Below are 17,768 nucleotides of genomic sequence, written 5' to 3'. Positions count from 1 at the left end.
GTAGCATTTACAGCCAATAATTTATCTTTATTATTTGGATTATCATAAAAACCATCAACTAAATCAATAGTTTCCTTAATATAATCTAAATCATTTTCTCCAGTTAATGAGCGGGCTTCAATATCATAAGAGTCTTCACGACCATTAATAAAGCTCTTTGCAAAATATTTTACAACTTGTGTCGCATCTTTCTTTCTATGATAAGTTAAAATTTGTTTATAATACTCCTTGACTTCTTCTAAGACACTAACATCAAAGTTATGCTCATCAGCAAAATCCTCTAAATTTTCCTCCAAATATTTAAAAAATTGAGCAGAATATCTCAATATAGCAGTTAAAGGAGAAACTACAGATTGATTAGGTTTAATTCCAATAATTTGTCTTTGAATTTTAGGTTTTCCTTCATCATCCTTCTCATAATCAAAAAAGAAGTCTTCACCCTTAGAATTCATCAATTTTGGAGGAAAAACAACCGTTTTCTTATCATATAATTCTTTTATCTGATTTTCTGCACCAGCAACTGTTGCAGTCATAGCTATTCTTTTAAATGTAGATCCTGCCATTTCCTGTTCTAAATTTTCAAACATGGACTCAAAATGAGAATCTATAGTACCAAATCCTTCACGTATAAGGTGCATTTCATCTTGTATCATTAAACTAGGGCCTGTGTTAAAACTAACATTGACAGGTTCTCCAGTCATCTTGCATTGCTTACCATTAATATCCTTATAAAAACAGATGTCGTTTCTAGAATTGTATCCATGACCATCAGGACATTTGTCAATTTTTCCACCAAATAAATTTTTAAATCTTCTATTTGAAGATACAGCAGCAAGTTTATCTACTGTAGAGACAATAAATGTTGGAATCATCCTATAAATTTCATCATCACTAAAATACAAGCGATATTCGCGCCCACATTCACTACATTTATGAACAACTGTTTGGTTATCAAGATCAATAGATAAATATACTGGAGGGTGATTAGGACAAACAGGACATTCATCAATTATTTTTCCAGGTGTTAATTTGTCATTCATTCTATCTCTTTCCATGATACGAATGACCTTATAATTATAATCAGGAAACTCCTCATCAGTAGAACCAACATAGTAAGCGATAGAAAATGGTTCTCCGCCCAAATTTTCTTCTTTTCTTATTTCTTCAGCCCAAATAAAAATATTAGCAATCCTTTGTAATTGCTGAATAGATAACATTCTTAATGGAAACTTTGTAAATGCAGTAACACCAAATGTTTTTCCACTTAATCTATCATAAAATGCTGAAAAGATAACTAAGCCGAAATATGCTTCAGATTTGCCTCCCCCAGTCATGACATGTAATAATGAACAAGTATCCTTAGAATAAGACTTATCTACCACATCGACTAACTCTGAAACAATAAAAACAATCTGGAACAATCTCCAGGAATGGTAAGCTTTATCTTGGGAATTGTTTTCAAATGCTTTATTCATCAATAAAAAAGCTTTTAAAATATTTCCATCATTTTTTAATTTTTTTATTCCTTGAGAAAAATTATCTCTCATATTCCTAAAATTAGAAATTCCTTCTTTATACTCAGAATCATATTTAATTTCGGATTTATCCTTTTCATAATATAATTCGCAATTCGCAAGATGTTCATTCATTAAAGAAAGAATTTTTTCTAGTTCTTCCACTCCTTTTTCCATGGATAAAGTTTTAAAACTAATATCCGCTCCTTTAATTTGAGATTTTGGAACAACTTTAGGTTGGGGGTATGAAGAATAAGCAGAAGTTATTATGTGATTCTTTTCTAACTGTCCTTGACAATTTATACATCTTAAATATTCTTCATATACCCTTTTGTGTCCATCATGCTCATAATTATAAACAAAAGGAACTGAAATATTATTATTTAAATTAATATCAAAAGAAGGTGCAAAGATATCCCCATCATATAATTTAGGATTATCTTCAGGACTTCTGGACTTATTTTCTAAAGAAATAGTACATAATTTTAATTTTTCTCCTTTTTGGGTAAAATTTTGAGTTTTTAAACGAATCTCAACTTCCCAATTTAAGAAATCTTTCTTTTTACGAGTAATGTTTTCAATGAACGAATTGAATTTTTCTTCATTTTCAATAAAACTTACAGGAATATCTTTAGACCCTAAATATAATTCATCAGAATCTAAAATATCAGTGATATATGGCTTTAGATTTACTTTAACAATTTCATCTTCATTAAAACTTATTGTATTAATAGTAATATCTTTTCTTCTCCAAATATTAGCCATGCCAAATTTTTTTCTCTCATCTGGTTCTTTATAATTTGTTTCTATAAATTTTTGTTGTTCTTCAAAAGTAGGATAAACCCTATAAAAAATAGATAATGATAAATCAACATCAATTTTATCAATTAAATTGTCCAATAAAAATTTTACGGATAAAGAGTTTGAACTCACTGATTTAGAATCATTGATATCAACACTGTTTGCTTCTTGCAAATTTCCTACAAAAATAGTTCTTGAAGGAGTATGAGTCTCCTTAAATCTTAAAAAATTATCATGTTTACCAATTAATTTTAACATAATATCTTCAGTTAAAATATCAGCAAACCTTTGATATTCACCATAATCAATTGTTATACTACAACCCCCAAAATATTTTATATAATAGAATTTGTTTTTACTAAATTATAAAATTATTCATTATATTAGTTACAATAAAAAGAGCATTGTAATATATAAAGTTTTGTAAAAAAAGAAAAAAATTTATTGTGACTTTAAAATAAAAAAAGAGAATAAGTGAAAACACTTATTCTAAAGAATCAACAACTATTCTTGCAGGATTATCATCTACAGTCAAAGGATCTTCAGTTGATGGACCTGAACTTGCAACTAAAATAGGAGTTCCTTTTCCATCATCACAGATGTAGAAAAATCCTTGAGCGTCTAAGTAAGTGTAGCCGTATGGAGTTACATTAAAGCTTCCAGCTTGGAAAGCATCCTCGCTTACTAATTTACATCCAGTAGTTTCCAAAAGTGAGATGAAGGAATCAACATCAGCTACTGAATCCAATTTATAAACAATAATAGGATGATCCTCATCAACTTGCATTGTCACCATTTCATCAGTCTTATCTGTCACTTGATATCCATCAGGAATGTCAAAGGTATAGTCACCTAATGACTCATAGTCATCTGCAGCTGCAATAGCTGTCATGCTTCCTGCCAAAATCAAAAGCATTAAGCCTAAAAACAAATACTTAAATCTCATCGTTATCACCTTATATTTTTTAAAAATAAAAAATTAAAATCAATTTTTCTTCATTGACTCAAGAATGTCATTTACATCGAAATCCGGAGCGCTTAGGAAGTACTCGTCCTCACCTGAAGTCCCATGGGTTATTACAAGCTTGTCATCCCCATTTTCACAGATGTATAGGAAACCGTAATATGCATCCTTAAAGTTATAGGTATATTCAGTCACATTAAATATTCCCTTTGTGGAATTGCCTTCCTTCTCCAATTCATATCCCTGTGACATGAGCCTTTTCAATATCTCTTCATTGTCCAAATTTTCCTTGACGTCTGTTATGGAAAGGGAGTAGTATTGAACGGAATCCTCCAAAAGGATCACATCATCAGTCTGGTTTGTAATATTATAGTCTTCAGGTATTGTGAAGCTATAATCCCCTATAGTTGCATCTTCAGCTGCAATAGCTCCCATGTTGAATGCCAATATTAAAAGAAGCATGGATAAAAACAAATATTTAAACCTCATTCAATCACCTTTAATTTAGGATTTATTATTTGTTTTTAATAAATTTTTATAAAATTGGCTAAAAAATTGAATAAAATAAAATAAAAAAAGTAGTTAATATGATTAAAATAATAATAAAATGATTGAGATTTGAAGACTTGTACAAGAAATTACTTTTTAGGAGATTGCATTATTTTAATCATATCGTGTTTTTAATGTGTGTTATGATTTGTGTTTTAAGAGCGATAAAACTATGTCTTTAGCAATAAAATTGCATATTAAGGAGGGTATCGTTTTTTAAAAAAAGAAATTTTAGAAATGATTAAAATTTCTTCTTTAGAAAAAATATAACGATTGTTATATTTCTCTATACTATAATATAACAATTGTTATATTTAAATCTTTCGGAAAATGAATATCAGATTGAAAGATTGTTTTAATTTCGTTATAATATTAAAAAACAATTGAAATCCAATATTTAAAAAAACTAATTAATTTAAATAACATAAACTTTAAATTAGGATTATTTATAGATTATTTTGGCGAAACAATGAAAAATAATGAAAAAATAGATTTGGAAAAAATTGAAGACAAATACTTTTGCCTTCTATATCCTGGAATAAATTCAATTCTTGAAAAATTTGGATTTCCATATAAAATAGTGAGACCTTGTCCAACCAAGATCGTGACATATGATGGAAAGGAAAGAAGGGCAGATTTCTTTGGGCAATTGGACAATAATGACATAATTAGTCTAGAAGCACATTCAACAGCAATAAGAAAGGAAGATAAGGAAAAATTTTTTGACTATGCATGTTATATGAGCACTAAATATAGAAGAAAAGTCCACACATTAATCCTTAGCACTCATTATAAGGACAATGATGAGTTTATTTTAAATTGGCACAACAATGACAGGTTTACTATACCTTATAAATCGTTTAAGAGCTTTGATGGAGATAAAACTATAAATAATATAAGTTTGAAAAATAATAACAACGAAGAGCTTAGTAAATCGGAAATAGGGGATTTAAGAATACTTACATTTATGAAATCAAAAAGATCACCTAAAGAATTGCTAATCAAATCAATCGAGTTAACATGCCATGCAAAAATGAATGAAACAGATAAGTTACACACAGCAGTTCTCCAATCATTTTTAGCTAAAAAATTCGTAACGGATGATGAGGAATATAAGGAAGTGATGAATATGATAGAGAAAAGTGCACTTGATTTTGAAGGAATACTAGGAAGAATATATAGAATATACTACGAAGAAGGAATAGACGAAGGAAAAATAATTATAAAAAATCAAATAGCAAAAAACCTCATAAAAGAAGGACTAGATGACGAAACAATAAAAAGAATAACAAAACTAAATCAAAAAGAGTATGAAAAACTAAAACAACAATGCTCAAAATAAATCTAAAAATAGGATCTTGAAAAAAATGTAAAAAAATATAAAAAAACAGTAAAAAGTAAAATGCTTATCACTAAATAATAGTGATAAGAATTTTGGTCCAGGTTTTGCGCTCCGAAGGAGCGGAAAAGCTGGGTCTATAATTCGCTAATAGCTAATTCGATGTCTTCAGCTTTAACGGTTTTACGTTTTGCTAATTCTGCGAATTTGATAGCTTTTTTAGCAACTTTAGCAGCTTGTGCTTCTACGTAAGCGTTTAATTCTTTTTTAGCGTCTTCGCTTACTCTTTCAGCACCAGCATCTTTAATGATTCTTCCGATAGGAGCTACAGGAATTGCCATAAATATCATTCTCCATAATTTTATTTTAAAAAACTATACTTATTACTAATGCAATAATTAGTGTAAACTTATTCAGAGTTCATATTTTTAAAAAATACTAGCTGAACAAGCTTTTTTTCATAAGTACAATATTATCTTAATATTTACTAGTATATAAAGGTTTCTAAAAAATAGCCCTTTTTACGCCCTTAATTAAGAAAATATGATATATTAGAATATAGAATTTGAATCCACTAATTATAATGATTTATAATTAAAAAACATAAACTATATATAGTACAAATTAACATTCTAACTATTTATATATGATAAAAAAAATTTGTTAGTATAGATTGAAATTAAACAAAAGTCTAAATTAATCTATAAATATATACAAACGATGAAAAAATATTAAAATTATTCATAATTCAAACATTGGAAAAAATTCCATAAATTGATTAATATTATATAGAAATAAAACTAAAATAATTGTAGATAAAAAATAATTAAATGGATGAAATCATGAAACTGAAAATTGCAGTGCCGTCAAAGGGCAGAATCAGTGATCCTGCAGTAAGAATCCTGGAAAAGGCAGGACTTGGCCTCAAGGACAGCACAAACAGAAAATTATTCTCACAAACTTACAACGAAGACATAGACGTGATGTTTGCACGTGCTGCAGACATACCTGAATTTGTGGATGAGGGAATCTGTGATATGGGAATCACAGGATACGATCTCATAGAGGAAAACGATGCAGATGTTGAAATACTCTTGGATTTGAACTTTGGAGCAACAAAATTAGTTCTCGCTTCACCTGATGACAGTGAAATAGAAACAAAAGATGACTTAAAAGACGGAATGACAATAGCTACAGAGTTCCCAAATCTCACTAGAAAGTACCTAGAGGAAAACAACTTGGACATCAAGATTGTAAAGCTTACAGGATCAACTGAAATAGCTCCATTCATTGGAATAGCTGATGCAATCACAGACCTTACAAGCACAGGAACCACACTCAACATGAACCATTTGAAGATTGTTGACACAATCCTTGAAAGCTCAATCAAATTAATTGCAAACAAGAAGTCATTTGAAGAGAAGAAAAACCTTGTGGAAGCTGTAAGCACCTCCATTCAAGGTGTGCTTGAAGCTGGAAGAAAGAAATTGATCATGATGAATGTGGCTAAAAAGGACCTATGTGAAGTTCAAAAGGTCATGCCTGCAATGAGCGGACCAACCGTATCTGAAGTCCTGTCAAAAGAGGAAACAATGGCAGTTCAAGCAGTGGTAGCTGAAGACGAAGTGTTCGAGCTTGTAAACAAGCTTAGAAATGCAGGAGCACGTGACATTCTTGTAGTTCCAATAGAAAGGATCATTCAATAAATTACTGTGGTTAAATGAAATTCCTAATATGAAGATTTTAATTGAAAAAAATAATCATTTCAGTGATTAAATGAAATTCCTAAGATTCAAGAACAAGGCCGATAGTCTAAACAATGACTTAAAAACCAAATCAGGTTTCCTAGACGATGAAGGCAAAGTCATCGAACTAAAGGGAGACATCTTAGACTACTTCAATAAGGACATAAAATTCATTTTAGACAATATGGTATCATCACACAGCTTAGATGACATTGAAATACTGTCTCCAACTGAACCATCTAAAATAGTCTGCATTGGCCTCAACTACAAGGATCATGCAAAGGAATTGAATCTTGAGCTGCCTGAAAGCCCTGTAATATTCATAAAGCCATCCACTACAGTAAATAGAACAGACAACATAATCGTCTATCCTAAAGTGTCAAAGCAAATAGATTATGAAGGAGAGCTTGCTGTTGTAATAGGAAAAACAAGCAAACAAGTCAGTGTAGAAGAAGCGGATGATTGCATCTTCGGATACACAATAATAAATGACGTTACAGCAAGGGACTTCACCCTTGGAGATGGCCAATGGACAAGAGGAAAAAGCTGTGACGGCTTTGCTCCAATAGGGCCATATATTGAAACAGCCCTTGACCCATTGAATCAAAAGATCATAACCAAGGTAAATGGAGAAACAAGACAAAACTCAAGCACTTCACAAATGATATTCTCTCCACAGGAAATCATCTCATACGTTTCACAGACAATGACATTGAATCCAGGAGATGTGATAGCTACAGGAACACCTCCAGGTGTAGGTGAAATGAAGGCAGATTCCATTGTTGAAGTGACAATAGAAGACATTGGAACATTAAAGAGCTATTTAATCAAAGAAGAATGAACAAAATTGAATAAAATAGATAAATTATTATAATACTTTAGTAATATTATTAAACAGAACACCTTTTTCAAAAAGGAGTTCTTAAAAAAGAGGTGAAAATATGGAATTAAATAAAATTTGTTTATGTGCGATCGTATTATTCTTTTTATTCCCAATAATAGGATTCTTTATGCACCACTTTTGGAAAATGTTAATTTTAGGAATCATCATTTCCGTTATTGTAGGAATCATCGGATGGTTCAAAGGAGACGAAATAGCTCCTTAAGTATCCTTTTTATATAGCTTGGTGAAAACATGATTATAGAGATTATAATAATAGCTATACTATTGATGATTATATTTGGGCTATTGAAATGGATGATGAAAATCGGCATGAAAGTGTTTATTATAGCAATTCTTGTATTCATCATCATGGCATTGCTAGGATACATATTCTAAAAACATGGTGAAGGAATTAAAAGGTTTTTAATCTAATTAAAAACTTTTTTTCATTTTTTTTAAAATTAAATTCATATTTTCTATTTTTTTCATTTTATTTATAAGATCACTATTCCAAGTGTAAATCTAAGGAGTGTAATAATATATTTGGCCATGAAAACCTTATTTCATTAAAGGATTTTAAAAAAGAGGAAATTGAATTCATCTTAGATGAAGCTAGCAAACTCGAAGATGTTGCTAAATCAAAAAAGCTATCCAGAGAGCTTGAAGGAAAAATATTAGGGCTCTTATTCTACGAACCTTCAACAAGAACAAGACTTTCCTTTGAAGCCTCCATGAAAAGGCTTGGAGGGGAATGCATTGAACTTGGAGACACTTCAATAAGTTCAGTGGCTAAAGGGGAAAGCATAGCTGATACAGCTAAGATGTTTGAATCATACTGTGATGCAATTGTAATAAGGCACGACCTTGAAGGTGTGTCACGTTTCCTATCTGATATCGTCGATGTTCCAATCATAAATGCAGGTGACGGTGCAGGCCAACACCCAACCCAGACATTATTGGATTTATACACAATCAAAAAGCACTTCGGAAAAATAGACGGATTGAACATAGCGCTTCTTGGAGACTTGAAATACGGCCGTACCGTACATTCCCTCTCATACGCTTTAGGAATGTATGATGTGGAGATGACATTTGTCTCACCGGACCAGCTTAAGATGCCTAAGGAAACATTGCATGACCTTGAAGAGAACAATATCAAGTTCAAGGAAACAAACAACCTTAAGGATGTAATTGATGATGTTGATGTTCTATACGTCACAAGAATCCAAAAGGAAAGATTCCCTGACGAAGAGGAATACGAACAAATCAAGGGAGCTTACCTGATAAATAAGGAATTGCTTGAAGGAAAGGACCTTATCGTCATGCACCCACTTCCAAGAATAGATGAGATTGCATATGATGTTGACGATACAAAGTACAACAAGTACTTTGAACAGGCTGCAAATGCAATTCCAGTAAGAATGGCTATCTTAAGAAACTTGATTACTCATAGGTATGAGTAATATCATTTACTTTTTTTATTCAAATTATTCAATAATATAATAATCTCATTATAGATTTCTTCGCTGACTCCAACATTTTTAATATAGAACTTATTATCATAATCAGCATAATTCCTAAATCTTCTAATTTTTCTCAAGTTTTCACCTAAAGTCCTCTCATCACCGTAAGATTTTTCCAATTCCTTTATTAGAAATGAATGAGAATCATTAGAAGGAACAGTTTTTTGATATTTTTCCTCATAATAATTCTTCACTAAACCAAAAGCAGCATAATAAAAACGACCAACTGCAGAACGCTGATACTCTTCCTTTTTGGAAATATTTTTCATACAACTTCCAACATCATAAAATTTATCCCAACTGAAAGTCAAAACAATACCTCTACTAATAGCAAACGCTTTACCTTGCAGTTAGAGACTTTCAATCCATCTATTTCCCTTTCTAAATCATGCAACTTCTTACGATTGCTTTTAAATTCCTTTTCATCACCATGAATGCATAGCATCAAATCTTCCAAATCCTTTATTTCAGGATCAGTTGCATATGATAATGAATAGAAATAATCTGGAAAATAAGATTCAAGCAAAGGATAGACTTTCTCAATTAACTCCAATAATCCAGTATTTGAACGGATAAAATCAATGATTTCTTTTTGATTGATTAATTTAAAATTATCTAATATGCAATCTCTTTTATTTTCTTCAATTAACATACTATCACTTGTATCAAATCATATATCAACTAAAAGTAATGGCTTAACATTGCAATTAGAAACTTTCAATTTCTCTATTTCATTTTCCAATTCTTTTAATCTCAAACAATCCTCATCATAAACCTTTTCATCACCATTGATAAATAGCATGATATGCTCGAGATTGATAATTTCAGGATCTATTGAATATAATAAACAATAAGAATATTTTGGAAAATAGCTTTTTAGCAAAGGATATGCCTTTTCTATCAATTCCAATAATCCATTATGAGAACTTATAAAATTTATTATCTCATCACGATTTATCAATTTAAAATTATCCAATACACACCCCTTTTTACTTTCATGAATTAACAAAATATCACCTTTTTTAAAAATTAATTAAAAATCTTTATTTCTTAAATAATACTTTAAAAAAAGTTATATTTAAAGGTAACTAAACTAAAAAGTCTTTTTAACGAAATTAAATCAATATTACAATGATATAGTAAAATTAGAGTGATTTTAACAGATATAGTTTTATATAGTAAACCATGGGAAAAATGAAAAATTATAATTAAAATAAAAAAAGAAAAATTATGAAAATCTATTCATTGCTCTTCAAGGATTCAACCATATTCACCTTCTTGATCTTTCTTGAAAATGCCAGATTAACAAGAACAGATAAACCGAATGTGATCAAGAAGCTAGCTACAAAGTTCCATAAGTAAATGTTGATTGGGAAGCAATACTCATCACCAGTTGACCCCATCATGATTGCCATCAGGATATAAGCTCCTGGAATAGCTAGAATAAATCCAATGGTTGAGAACCATAGGTTTTGAGTAAGCAATAGCCTTCTCAAGCTTTTTGAATTGAATCCAAGAACCTTAAGGGTTGCAAGTTCCCTTTGAATCTCAGTGAATGACAACAGGCCTAAGTTATACAATACCACAACTGCCAAGACAATTGCAAAGGTGGTGAGGACACTGACCATCAAGTCCAATGCTTCAGTCATTGTGTTCCATCCCTTTCTGATGTCTTCACTTGTTGTAATGCTGCTTACTCCAGTATAGTTTTTGCTGACATTTTCCTTAGTGAGGACAACATTTGAGCTATAATTGTAATCATCTCCACCCTCCTTGTCAAATGTCTTTGGAGACATTATCAATCCTTGTCCAAATGGGATGGAATAGGTTTCTGTAATCTCAGAGTCAATCCATTTAGGGTTTCCTGCAACATGCCACCTTACCTTATCTCCTACCTTCAATCCAAGGACTTCAGCCATCTTGTCTGAAATGGCCACTCCCTTAGGATCAAGACTAATATAGTTTCTATTGGCATCCGTAACCTTGTAATACTCAGAATCGTTCATTACCGTAAGGGTTCCTGTCTTCTTGATTCCCTTGTACTTCAATTCTATGGCCTCTTCCCTGATTCCTTCACCGCCAGTCTCATCCAGGATATGATCCAATTGTGAATCTGTGATGTTTTCCTCCAATATAAGCTTAGAATTGAAGTTATAGATCTGATTGTACTGCCAATCCTCAACATCGTTGATTGAATCAACCATTCCAAATGCAGACATTACCAAAAGGGCACATGCAAACACTCCAAAGACACTCATTATAGCTCTGGTCTTGTTCCTTTTTGCATCCCTATAGTTCCATCTTTCATTGAAGCTGAACCTTTTCCATATCTTTGTCCTTTCAATAAGGCCTGAACTTACGAGCTTTGGAGCCTTTGGCCTGATTGTTTCTGCAGGGTTCTCATCACTGATTCCCTTCACTGAAATGTAGCTTATCAATACTGAAGAGACAACCATCAATCCTGCAACGATAAAGAAGCTGATGTCCCATGAAGGTCCCCAACGTGGAAGTGAATATGTTGAAGACATTGTTGGATAGAATAGATAAGGTATGGTCAAAGGCCCTATAATAAGCCCTATAACAGAACCGGTTAAGGACAATACGAATCCATAAGAGAGATAGTGAAGGACTATTGACTTGTTGCTGTAACCCATAGCCTTTAGGGTACCTATCTGCATCCTTTGAGCTGAAATGACACGGGACATGGTTGTAACCAAAGTCAAAAGGGATACAAGAACAAATATTGCAGGGAAGATTCCTGAAAACATTTGATGTTGTGATATCTCATCCTGCAATGTCTTTATTCCAACATTATTGTCACGGTCTACATACTGAACATATGCCTTTTGGCCTAATTTCTCTTCCAATGCAGACTTGAAATCCTTCTCATCCAATTCCTCATAGCCATCGAGAGCTATTGTATTGTACACAATGTCAAAATCAGCACCTTTAGATGGCATGTATGCAAAGCCCACTTGAGAAAAGTCTGGAAGCAAACTGCCTTCTTGGATATAATAGACATATTCCGGTGAATACATTATGCCCCTAACTGTTTTAGAGACTTTCTTTCCATCGAACTTTAAGGTGATCTTATCTCCAATATCCAAATTACGGCCATCTGCAAACCTTTTGTCAATCCAGATTCCTTCCTCATCATTTGGGTTGAAGTCTTGCCCTTTGAAAAGATAGAATTTAGAGATGTTTTGCTTTCCCTCTACAATATGTAGAGTGATGTCAGGGTCTGAAGAGTAATTGGCAACCGTGCTGACTACCATCTCCCTTTGGGCATCCTTGATCTCATCCATGGACTTTATGTCGGAAAATACATCATCAGCTATTTCCTCTCCATAGATCCAGCCATCAGCAAGGTTGGTGTCTTCATAATAGCTGCTTGATACTTCCACCATACCTACAACTTCACCGCTGATTCCTGTAAATGCAAAGACTCCTATAAGAGCCATTAAAAAAATAGAGAGAAACTGGGCCTTATGATCCTTGAAATCACGTAGCATTTTCCTAAATAGCATTTTCATATTATCACTTTTAAAAAGAAAGGCATCCCTACCATTCAATCAAATTATATTATCACTTTTAAAAAGAAAGAATTACTTACCATTCAATCAAATTAACATCTAAAGGATTTTCATTGACAGTAACACTTTCAATCTTTCCGTTTTTGATTCTAATCAACTTGTCAGCTGCATCAGCAAGCTTTGAGTTGTGTGTTACAATAACTACAGTTGTGTCCTTCTCATGGCACTTGTTTTGAAGCAATGAAAGAATCAATACACCAGTATTTGAATCAAGAGCTCCAGTCGGCTCATCACAAAGTAGCATTGCAGGCTCCTTTGCCAAAGCCCTTGCAATTGAGACCCTTTGCTGTTCACCACCTGAAAGTTGAGCTGGGAATTGGTTTCCATGGCCTGTAAGGCCTACGGATTCAAGGATCTCATCACCATTGACATCCACATCTGTGATATCCTTCATCAATTCAACGTTTTCCTTTGCAGTCAAGTTTGGAATCAGGTTATAAAACTGGAATATGAAGCCAACGCTTTTGGCTCTGTATTTTGTCAATTCATCATCATCAAAATCTACAATGTTTTGCCCATCAACTATTATCTTTCCGCTTGTAGCTGAATCCAAGCCACCTAGCAGATTCAATAAGGTGGATTTACCTGCACCGGATGGTCCTAAAATAACAACGAATTCCCCTTTATCGATTTTAAGGCTTAAATTATCCAATGCCTTCAATTCATGGTCTCCGCTTTTATAGATTCTGGATACGTTTTCAAATTCTATCATTGTTGACATGTCAACCCTCTAAAAAAATGATTAAGCAAGATGATTAATTATCAAATTAAATATTATCAGCATATAATTTATATTTTAAATTATATAAATATTTAGGTATACCAAAATATTATATGATATGAACATTCAATTTTATTTCGAATGAATTATAAATTTCTAAAAAAATATTTTATACAATCTTTTAAACAATATAAAACTTCCCATTAATATTATAGAAAGAATACTTAATATACTTAACAATTCAACTAAAAAAATATTTAATAAAATAAAAATCATATATTAGGATAGGAAGATAAACTTTTTATAATAAATTCAAACAGGCATCATATTATGACTAGCACAATAAGAGAAGAGATCAAGAAAATCATTGTTTTCATCGTTTACTTGGTTCTGGAGGTAAGCATCTTCTTCATCATTACAAAAACTCTTGGAGGAATAGCAATACCTAACTTTAGAACCGCATTCATAGTCATAATACTGCTGTCTTTAGTAAACGCCATATTATGGCCTCTATTAAGCTATTTTTCACTTAGATTCATTGTGGTGACACTTGGATTCGGAACATTCCTTATCGACGGAATACTCCTTTACATCATAAGCCTATTCATTCCTAGCGTTCATATCAATGGAATAGCATTGTTTTCCGTTCCCCTTCTGATTGGACTCATTTCCTCACTTGTTTCACTTGTATTGAACATTGATGATGACGATAGCTATTACCACAACATTCTTGAAAAGGAAATGAAGGCAATCTACCCCAAAACCAATGAGAAGGAAGGTTTCATATTCCTTGAAATAGATGGGCTTTCCCATCATACATTAAGAAATGCATTGGAAAATGGAGATATGCCTACATTGTCCAAATGGATATCCGATGGAAGCCATAAGCTTGCAAGATGGGAAACAGACTTGTCAAGCCAGACATCCTCATCACAGGCAGGGATACTTCATGGAAACAACAATAACATTCCAGCATTCCGTTGGGTCGAAAAGGAAAAGGACAATCGTATAATATCCTCTAACGGAAGGACTAACTCTGAACTCATTGAAAAGAGAATATCAAATGGAAAAGGCCTTCTTTCAAACAATGGAGCAAGCAGAAGCAACCTCTTTTCAGGTGATGCAACAGACCACATATTGACATTCAGCAAATTCGCAATTTCCAAAGCTATCAAGTCAAGAAGCTGGTATTACTTGTACTCAAAGCCGTATGCAATTACAAGAATCCTGATACTCTTCATATTTGACATGATCATGGAATTCGCCTCAAGGATGAGACATTTATTCAATAACATCCAGCCTAGATTGAAGTGGAGAGGATTGGCATACTATGTTGCAAGGGCAGGTACAAATGTGGCCATGAGGGAAGCTACAACACTCACCTTAATCGGGGATATCCTTGCAGGAAACTACAATGCGATTTATGCAACATATATGGGCTATGATGAAATAGCTCACCATTCAGGTGTAGAGGATTACGATTCATTTTATGCACTTAGGCAAATAGACAGGCAATTCAAGCGTTTGGAAAAGGCAATGGAAAAATCTGCCAGAACCTACAAGATAATTGTATTGTCAGACCATGGCCAATCCAATGGATTCACATTCAAGGAAAAATACGGTGAAAGCTTGAATGATTTGGTAAAGGATCTCTTGCCTGATGACATTACAGTTCACAGTATTCTTCACTCAAATGATGACCACTTTAGGGAAAAATACTCTCTAAAGCCATATGTTGAAGACAATCTTGAAAAGGTGGATAGAAGAATTGAAAAATCCATAGACAACACAAAAGAAAAAATAGACACAAGAATAGACAACACCAAGGAAAGAATAGACAACACAAAAGAAAAAATAGACACAAGAATAGACAACACAAAAGAAAAAATAGACACAAGAATTGACAACACCAAGGAAAGGATAGATTCCAGGCTTGACTTTGAAATAAGCCCACGTGAAAAGTTCAATGAGATAAAAAACAACTCCTCAACCTTAGAGTATTTCAATAAACTGAAAAGCGAAAGAAGTTTCCTAAACAGCGATGAGCCATTCGCCAAAAGACTTAATAACATTTCAACTGACTTGAACTTGAATATACAATTTTCAAAAAAGACAAAAGTGAGTGAGAAAACCGCTCAAACATTGGTTCTCGCTTCTGGAAATTTAGGATTGATTTATTTTACAGACTGGTCCAATAGAATGACATATGAGCAGATAGAGGATGCATTTCCTGGACTCATCAGTGGATTAGCCCATCATGAAGGAATAGGATTCGTTATGGTGAAATCTGAGATATATGATACAATAGTGTTTTCAGATGATGATGTGCTTTACCTTGACACAGAAGAGTATTATGGAAATCATTTCCTCGACAGGTTTGGAGAAAACACCATCAGAAAGCTTAAAAGAACAGATGGATTCGCACATGTGCCAGACATTTTGGTAAACAGTGCATATGACATTGACAGTGATGAGGTCTATGCATTTGAGGAATTGATCGGAAGCCATGGAGGTGCTGGAGGAAACCAGCAATATCCATTCATCCTATATCCAAGCGAATGGTCATTGGAAGAGGAAATATTCGGTTCTGAAAATGTATATAAGTTCTTTAAAAGTGAAATGGAAAAGTCCTGGAATGAAAAATAGAATAAAAAAGAATTAGGTCTTTTTTAAAATAACTAATCAATAAAACCAACTATTTTTTTAAATTAAATCAAGTTTAATACCTAAAAACATTATAAATAACTATTCAAGATTAAATCAAGCTTAAAAGACCTAAAGACACTACAATTAAAATCAATGTGGATATTGAATCTGTTAGGCTTGTAGATAAAGGAATCACAATATTATCAGGATCAAGACCTCTTCTATATGAAATGGTAGAGATATAGAAGACTACAAGCAACATGATTAAAATCAAGATCATACCTGCAAGCAGGCTTATCAATATTGATTGAAGGTATCCTACACCAATGTTATTGAAAGCTATTGTAGATGATTCAGCCAAGAATCCAATCAAAGGATACATCACTACAGCCAATGTCACAATAGCTATGAAGTTTTCCATAGTGTGCTTTTTAGGTCTCAAGACTGGGTCAATCAAACCTGAGTGAAGACCTGAAGACAATCTTGCACCTAAAATGCTTACCAAACCGCCACTTTCACCAGAGAACAATGGAACCAAGGTCAGCAATGTCTGGTTCTTAAGGAGTGTGCTAAGTGAGTTGTTCAATATTCCACCTGCAACGGTTCCCAATATGGAACAGAAGAACAGGACTGGAGTGGATTGCCTAACGATATGCCTTACTTCATTGTCAGCAGTGTATCCTGAAATCAATGAAACCACTGTAATCAAGATAATGATTGCAAACAATACCATCTTGACGATTGGATCGAAACCTATTAGATTTACAATCAAGACACTTAAAATGATTGCAGGCAAGGTGAAGAAGTCTCCTACAGCTGCAATGAAAGGTGTTGTGATGTTATCTGGGTCCCAACCCCCTTCAAAACTCTTAAGTGAAATGAACATTGTAATTGGAAGCATGATTACAGTTGATATCAATCCTGCAATGAATGAAATCAATACAAAGTCAAATAGGCTTATGCTTGGGAAATTGAATAATATGCAGATTACCTTTGCAATAGCTCCAAGCAAGACTGAAAGAGCCATAGTCAATATAATTGATGCTGTAATGTTTTCATCCAAAAGGTCTGACCTTTTGAATTCTGGAGATATTGTACCAATGTGGAGGTGAGTGCTTAATCTTGAACCGAAGGAACCGAAGATGTTTCCTCTCATTCCAATAGCTCCAGGAATGATTACCATAAGTCCAGGATAGGTCTGCAGGAAGAATTCCATATTTCCTAAAATGATACCTGCACACAAGTCACCTACAGCACAAATGGAAAGGGCGATAAGGCTTTCCTTTAAAACAGAATCGGTGTCAGCTAAAAATTCTCTTATATAGCTTACAAAACGTGCTGGAAGTGAAACGATGAACTTTACAGCATTGAATAAAAATAGAATAATGCTAACAACCAATGTGATGAGAGATTCCCCAAATTGACGTACCATCTTCATTAGACTTTTCAACTGGTTCACCTCCTATCATCATAGTGTCACATCCATACAT

General features: G+C 32.9%; 17 protein-coding genes. 7 read left to right on the top strand and 10 right to left on the bottom strand.

Going from position 1 to position 17,768, the window contains the following annotated elements; all coding sequences use genetic code 11:
- The 3 genes from Q0409_RS05545 to Q0409_RS05535 all read right to left on the bottom strand — a co-directional run.
- Positions 1-2,573 (bottom strand): hypothetical protein (locus Q0409_RS05545; RefSeq protein WP_298535922.1); only part of this gene is annotated, 2,573 nt, incomplete at its 3' end.
- Between the two features lie 226 nt (positions 2,574-2,799).
- The gene (locus tag Q0409_RS05540) at positions 2,800-3,261 is read right to left on the bottom strand and encodes a hypothetical protein (protein ID WP_298535921.1); all 462 of its coding nucleotides are present in this window, start codon (positions 3,259-3,261) and stop codon (positions 2,800-2,802) included.
- A gap of 39 nt (positions 3,262-3,300) precedes the next feature.
- Positions 3,301-3,768 carry a hypothetical protein gene (locus Q0409_RS05535; protein WP_298535919.1) on the bottom strand — a complete coding sequence of 156 codons (468 nt, stop codon included), beginning with the start codon at positions 3,766-3,768 and terminating at the stop codon, positions 3,301-3,303.
- A 529-nt stretch (positions 3,769-4,297) separates the two neighbouring features.
- On the opposite strand from Q0409_RS05535, the gene Q0409_RS05530 reads away from it, so the two are divergent.
- Positions 4,298-5,170 (top strand): hypothetical protein, encoded by an 873-nt coding sequence (locus tag Q0409_RS05530; protein WP_298535917.1) that lies wholly within the window; start codon positions 4,298-4,300, stop codon positions 5,168-5,170.
- Positions 5,171-5,304: 134 nt separating this feature from the next.
- Here the strand turns inward: Q0409_RS05530 and Q0409_RS05525 are convergent, their stop codons facing one another.
- Positions 5,305-5,508, bottom strand: coding sequence for a histone family protein (locus Q0409_RS05525; RefSeq protein ID WP_292787827.1), 204 nt, complete (start codon positions 5,506-5,508; stop codon positions 5,305-5,307).
- Between the two features lie 501 nt (positions 5,509-6,009).
- Here Q0409_RS05525 and hisG point away from each other — a divergent pair.
- The 5 genes from hisG (at position 6,010) to pyrB (ending at position 9,258) form a co-directional block, all read left to right on the top strand.
- Positions 6,010-6,873: an ATP phosphoribosyltransferase gene (gene hisG / locus Q0409_RS05520; protein WP_298535915.1), complete on the top strand. Its 864-nt coding sequence runs from the start codon at positions 6,010-6,012 to the stop codon at positions 6,871-6,873.
- Between the two features lie 70 nt (positions 6,874-6,943).
- On the top strand, positions 6,944-7,753 hold the full coding sequence (locus Q0409_RS05515; protein WP_298535913.1) for a fumarylacetoacetate hydrolase family protein: 810 nt from the start codon (positions 6,944-6,946) through the stop codon (positions 7,751-7,753).
- Between the two features lie 100 nt (positions 7,754-7,853).
- Complete coding sequence (locus Q0409_RS05510) at positions 7,854-8,018, top strand: hypothetical protein (RefSeq protein ID WP_298535911.1); 165 nt, start codon at positions 7,854-7,856, stop codon at positions 8,016-8,018.
- A gap of 29 nt (positions 8,019-8,047) precedes the next feature.
- On the top strand, positions 8,048-8,191 hold the full coding sequence (locus tag Q0409_RS05505) for a hypothetical protein (protein WP_292787820.1): 144 nt from the start codon (positions 8,048-8,050) through the stop codon (positions 8,189-8,191).
- A gap of 143 nt (positions 8,192-8,334) precedes the next feature.
- Positions 8,335-9,258 carry an aspartate carbamoyltransferase gene (gene pyrB, locus Q0409_RS05500; protein ID WP_298535926.1) on the top strand — a complete coding sequence of 308 codons (924 nt, stop codon included), beginning with the start codon at positions 8,335-8,337 and terminating at the stop codon, positions 9,256-9,258.
- 2 nt (positions 9,259-9,260) lie between these two features.
- Here pyrB and Q0409_RS05495 read toward each other — a convergent pair whose 3' ends face one another.
- From Q0409_RS05495 to Q0409_RS05475, 5 genes are all read right to left on the bottom strand, one after another.
- Positions 9,261-9,629 carry a HEPN domain-containing protein gene (locus Q0409_RS05495; protein WP_298535909.1) on the bottom strand — a complete coding sequence of 123 codons (369 nt, stop codon included), beginning with the start codon at positions 9,627-9,629 and terminating at the stop codon, positions 9,261-9,263.
- Complete coding sequence (locus Q0409_RS05490) at positions 9,626-9,970, bottom strand: hypothetical protein (RefSeq protein ID WP_295607199.1); 345 nt, start codon at positions 9,968-9,970, stop codon at positions 9,626-9,628. The genes Q0409_RS05495 and Q0409_RS05490 overlap by 4 nt, the downstream gene beginning before the upstream one ends.
- 18 nt (positions 9,971-9,988) lie before the next feature.
- On the bottom strand, positions 9,989-10,327 hold the full coding sequence (locus Q0409_RS05485; protein WP_298535906.1) for a hypothetical protein: 339 nt from the start codon (positions 10,325-10,327) through the stop codon (positions 9,989-9,991).
- Between the two features lie 229 nt (positions 10,328-10,556).
- On the bottom strand, positions 10,557-12,851 hold the full coding sequence (locus Q0409_RS05480; RefSeq protein WP_298535904.1) for an ABC transporter permease: 2,295 nt from the start codon (positions 12,849-12,851) through the stop codon (positions 10,557-10,559).
- Between the two features lie 76 nt (positions 12,852-12,927).
- Positions 12,928-13,632 carry an ABC transporter ATP-binding protein gene (locus Q0409_RS05475; RefSeq protein ID WP_298535902.1) on the bottom strand — a complete coding sequence of 235 codons (705 nt, stop codon included), beginning with the start codon at positions 13,630-13,632 and terminating at the stop codon, positions 12,928-12,930.
- Positions 13,633-13,962: 330 nt separating this feature from the next.
- Here Q0409_RS05475 and Q0409_RS05470 point away from each other — a divergent pair, with 330 nt between their 5' ends.
- Positions 13,963-16,278, top strand: a complete 2,316-nt coding sequence (locus tag Q0409_RS05470) for an alkaline phosphatase family protein (protein ID WP_298535900.1) — start codon at positions 13,963-13,965, stop codon at positions 16,276-16,278.
- 109 nt (positions 16,279-16,387) lie between these two features.
- Here Q0409_RS05470 and Q0409_RS05465 read toward each other — a convergent pair whose 3' ends face one another.
- Complete coding sequence (locus Q0409_RS05465; RefSeq protein WP_298535898.1) at positions 16,388-17,728, bottom strand: magnesium transporter; 1,341 nt, start codon at positions 17,726-17,728, stop codon at positions 16,388-16,390.
- Positions 17,729-17,768: the final 40 nt, after the last annotated feature.

This window comes from uncultured Methanobrevibacter sp. (genome assembly GCF_937898925.1).
Classification (GTDB): domain Archaea; phylum Methanobacteriota; class Methanobacteria; order Methanobacteriales; family Methanobacteriaceae; genus Methanobrevibacter.
The sequence above is the reverse complement of the archived record's forward strand: the minus strand, read 5'-3'. Positions and strand labels throughout refer to the sequence as shown.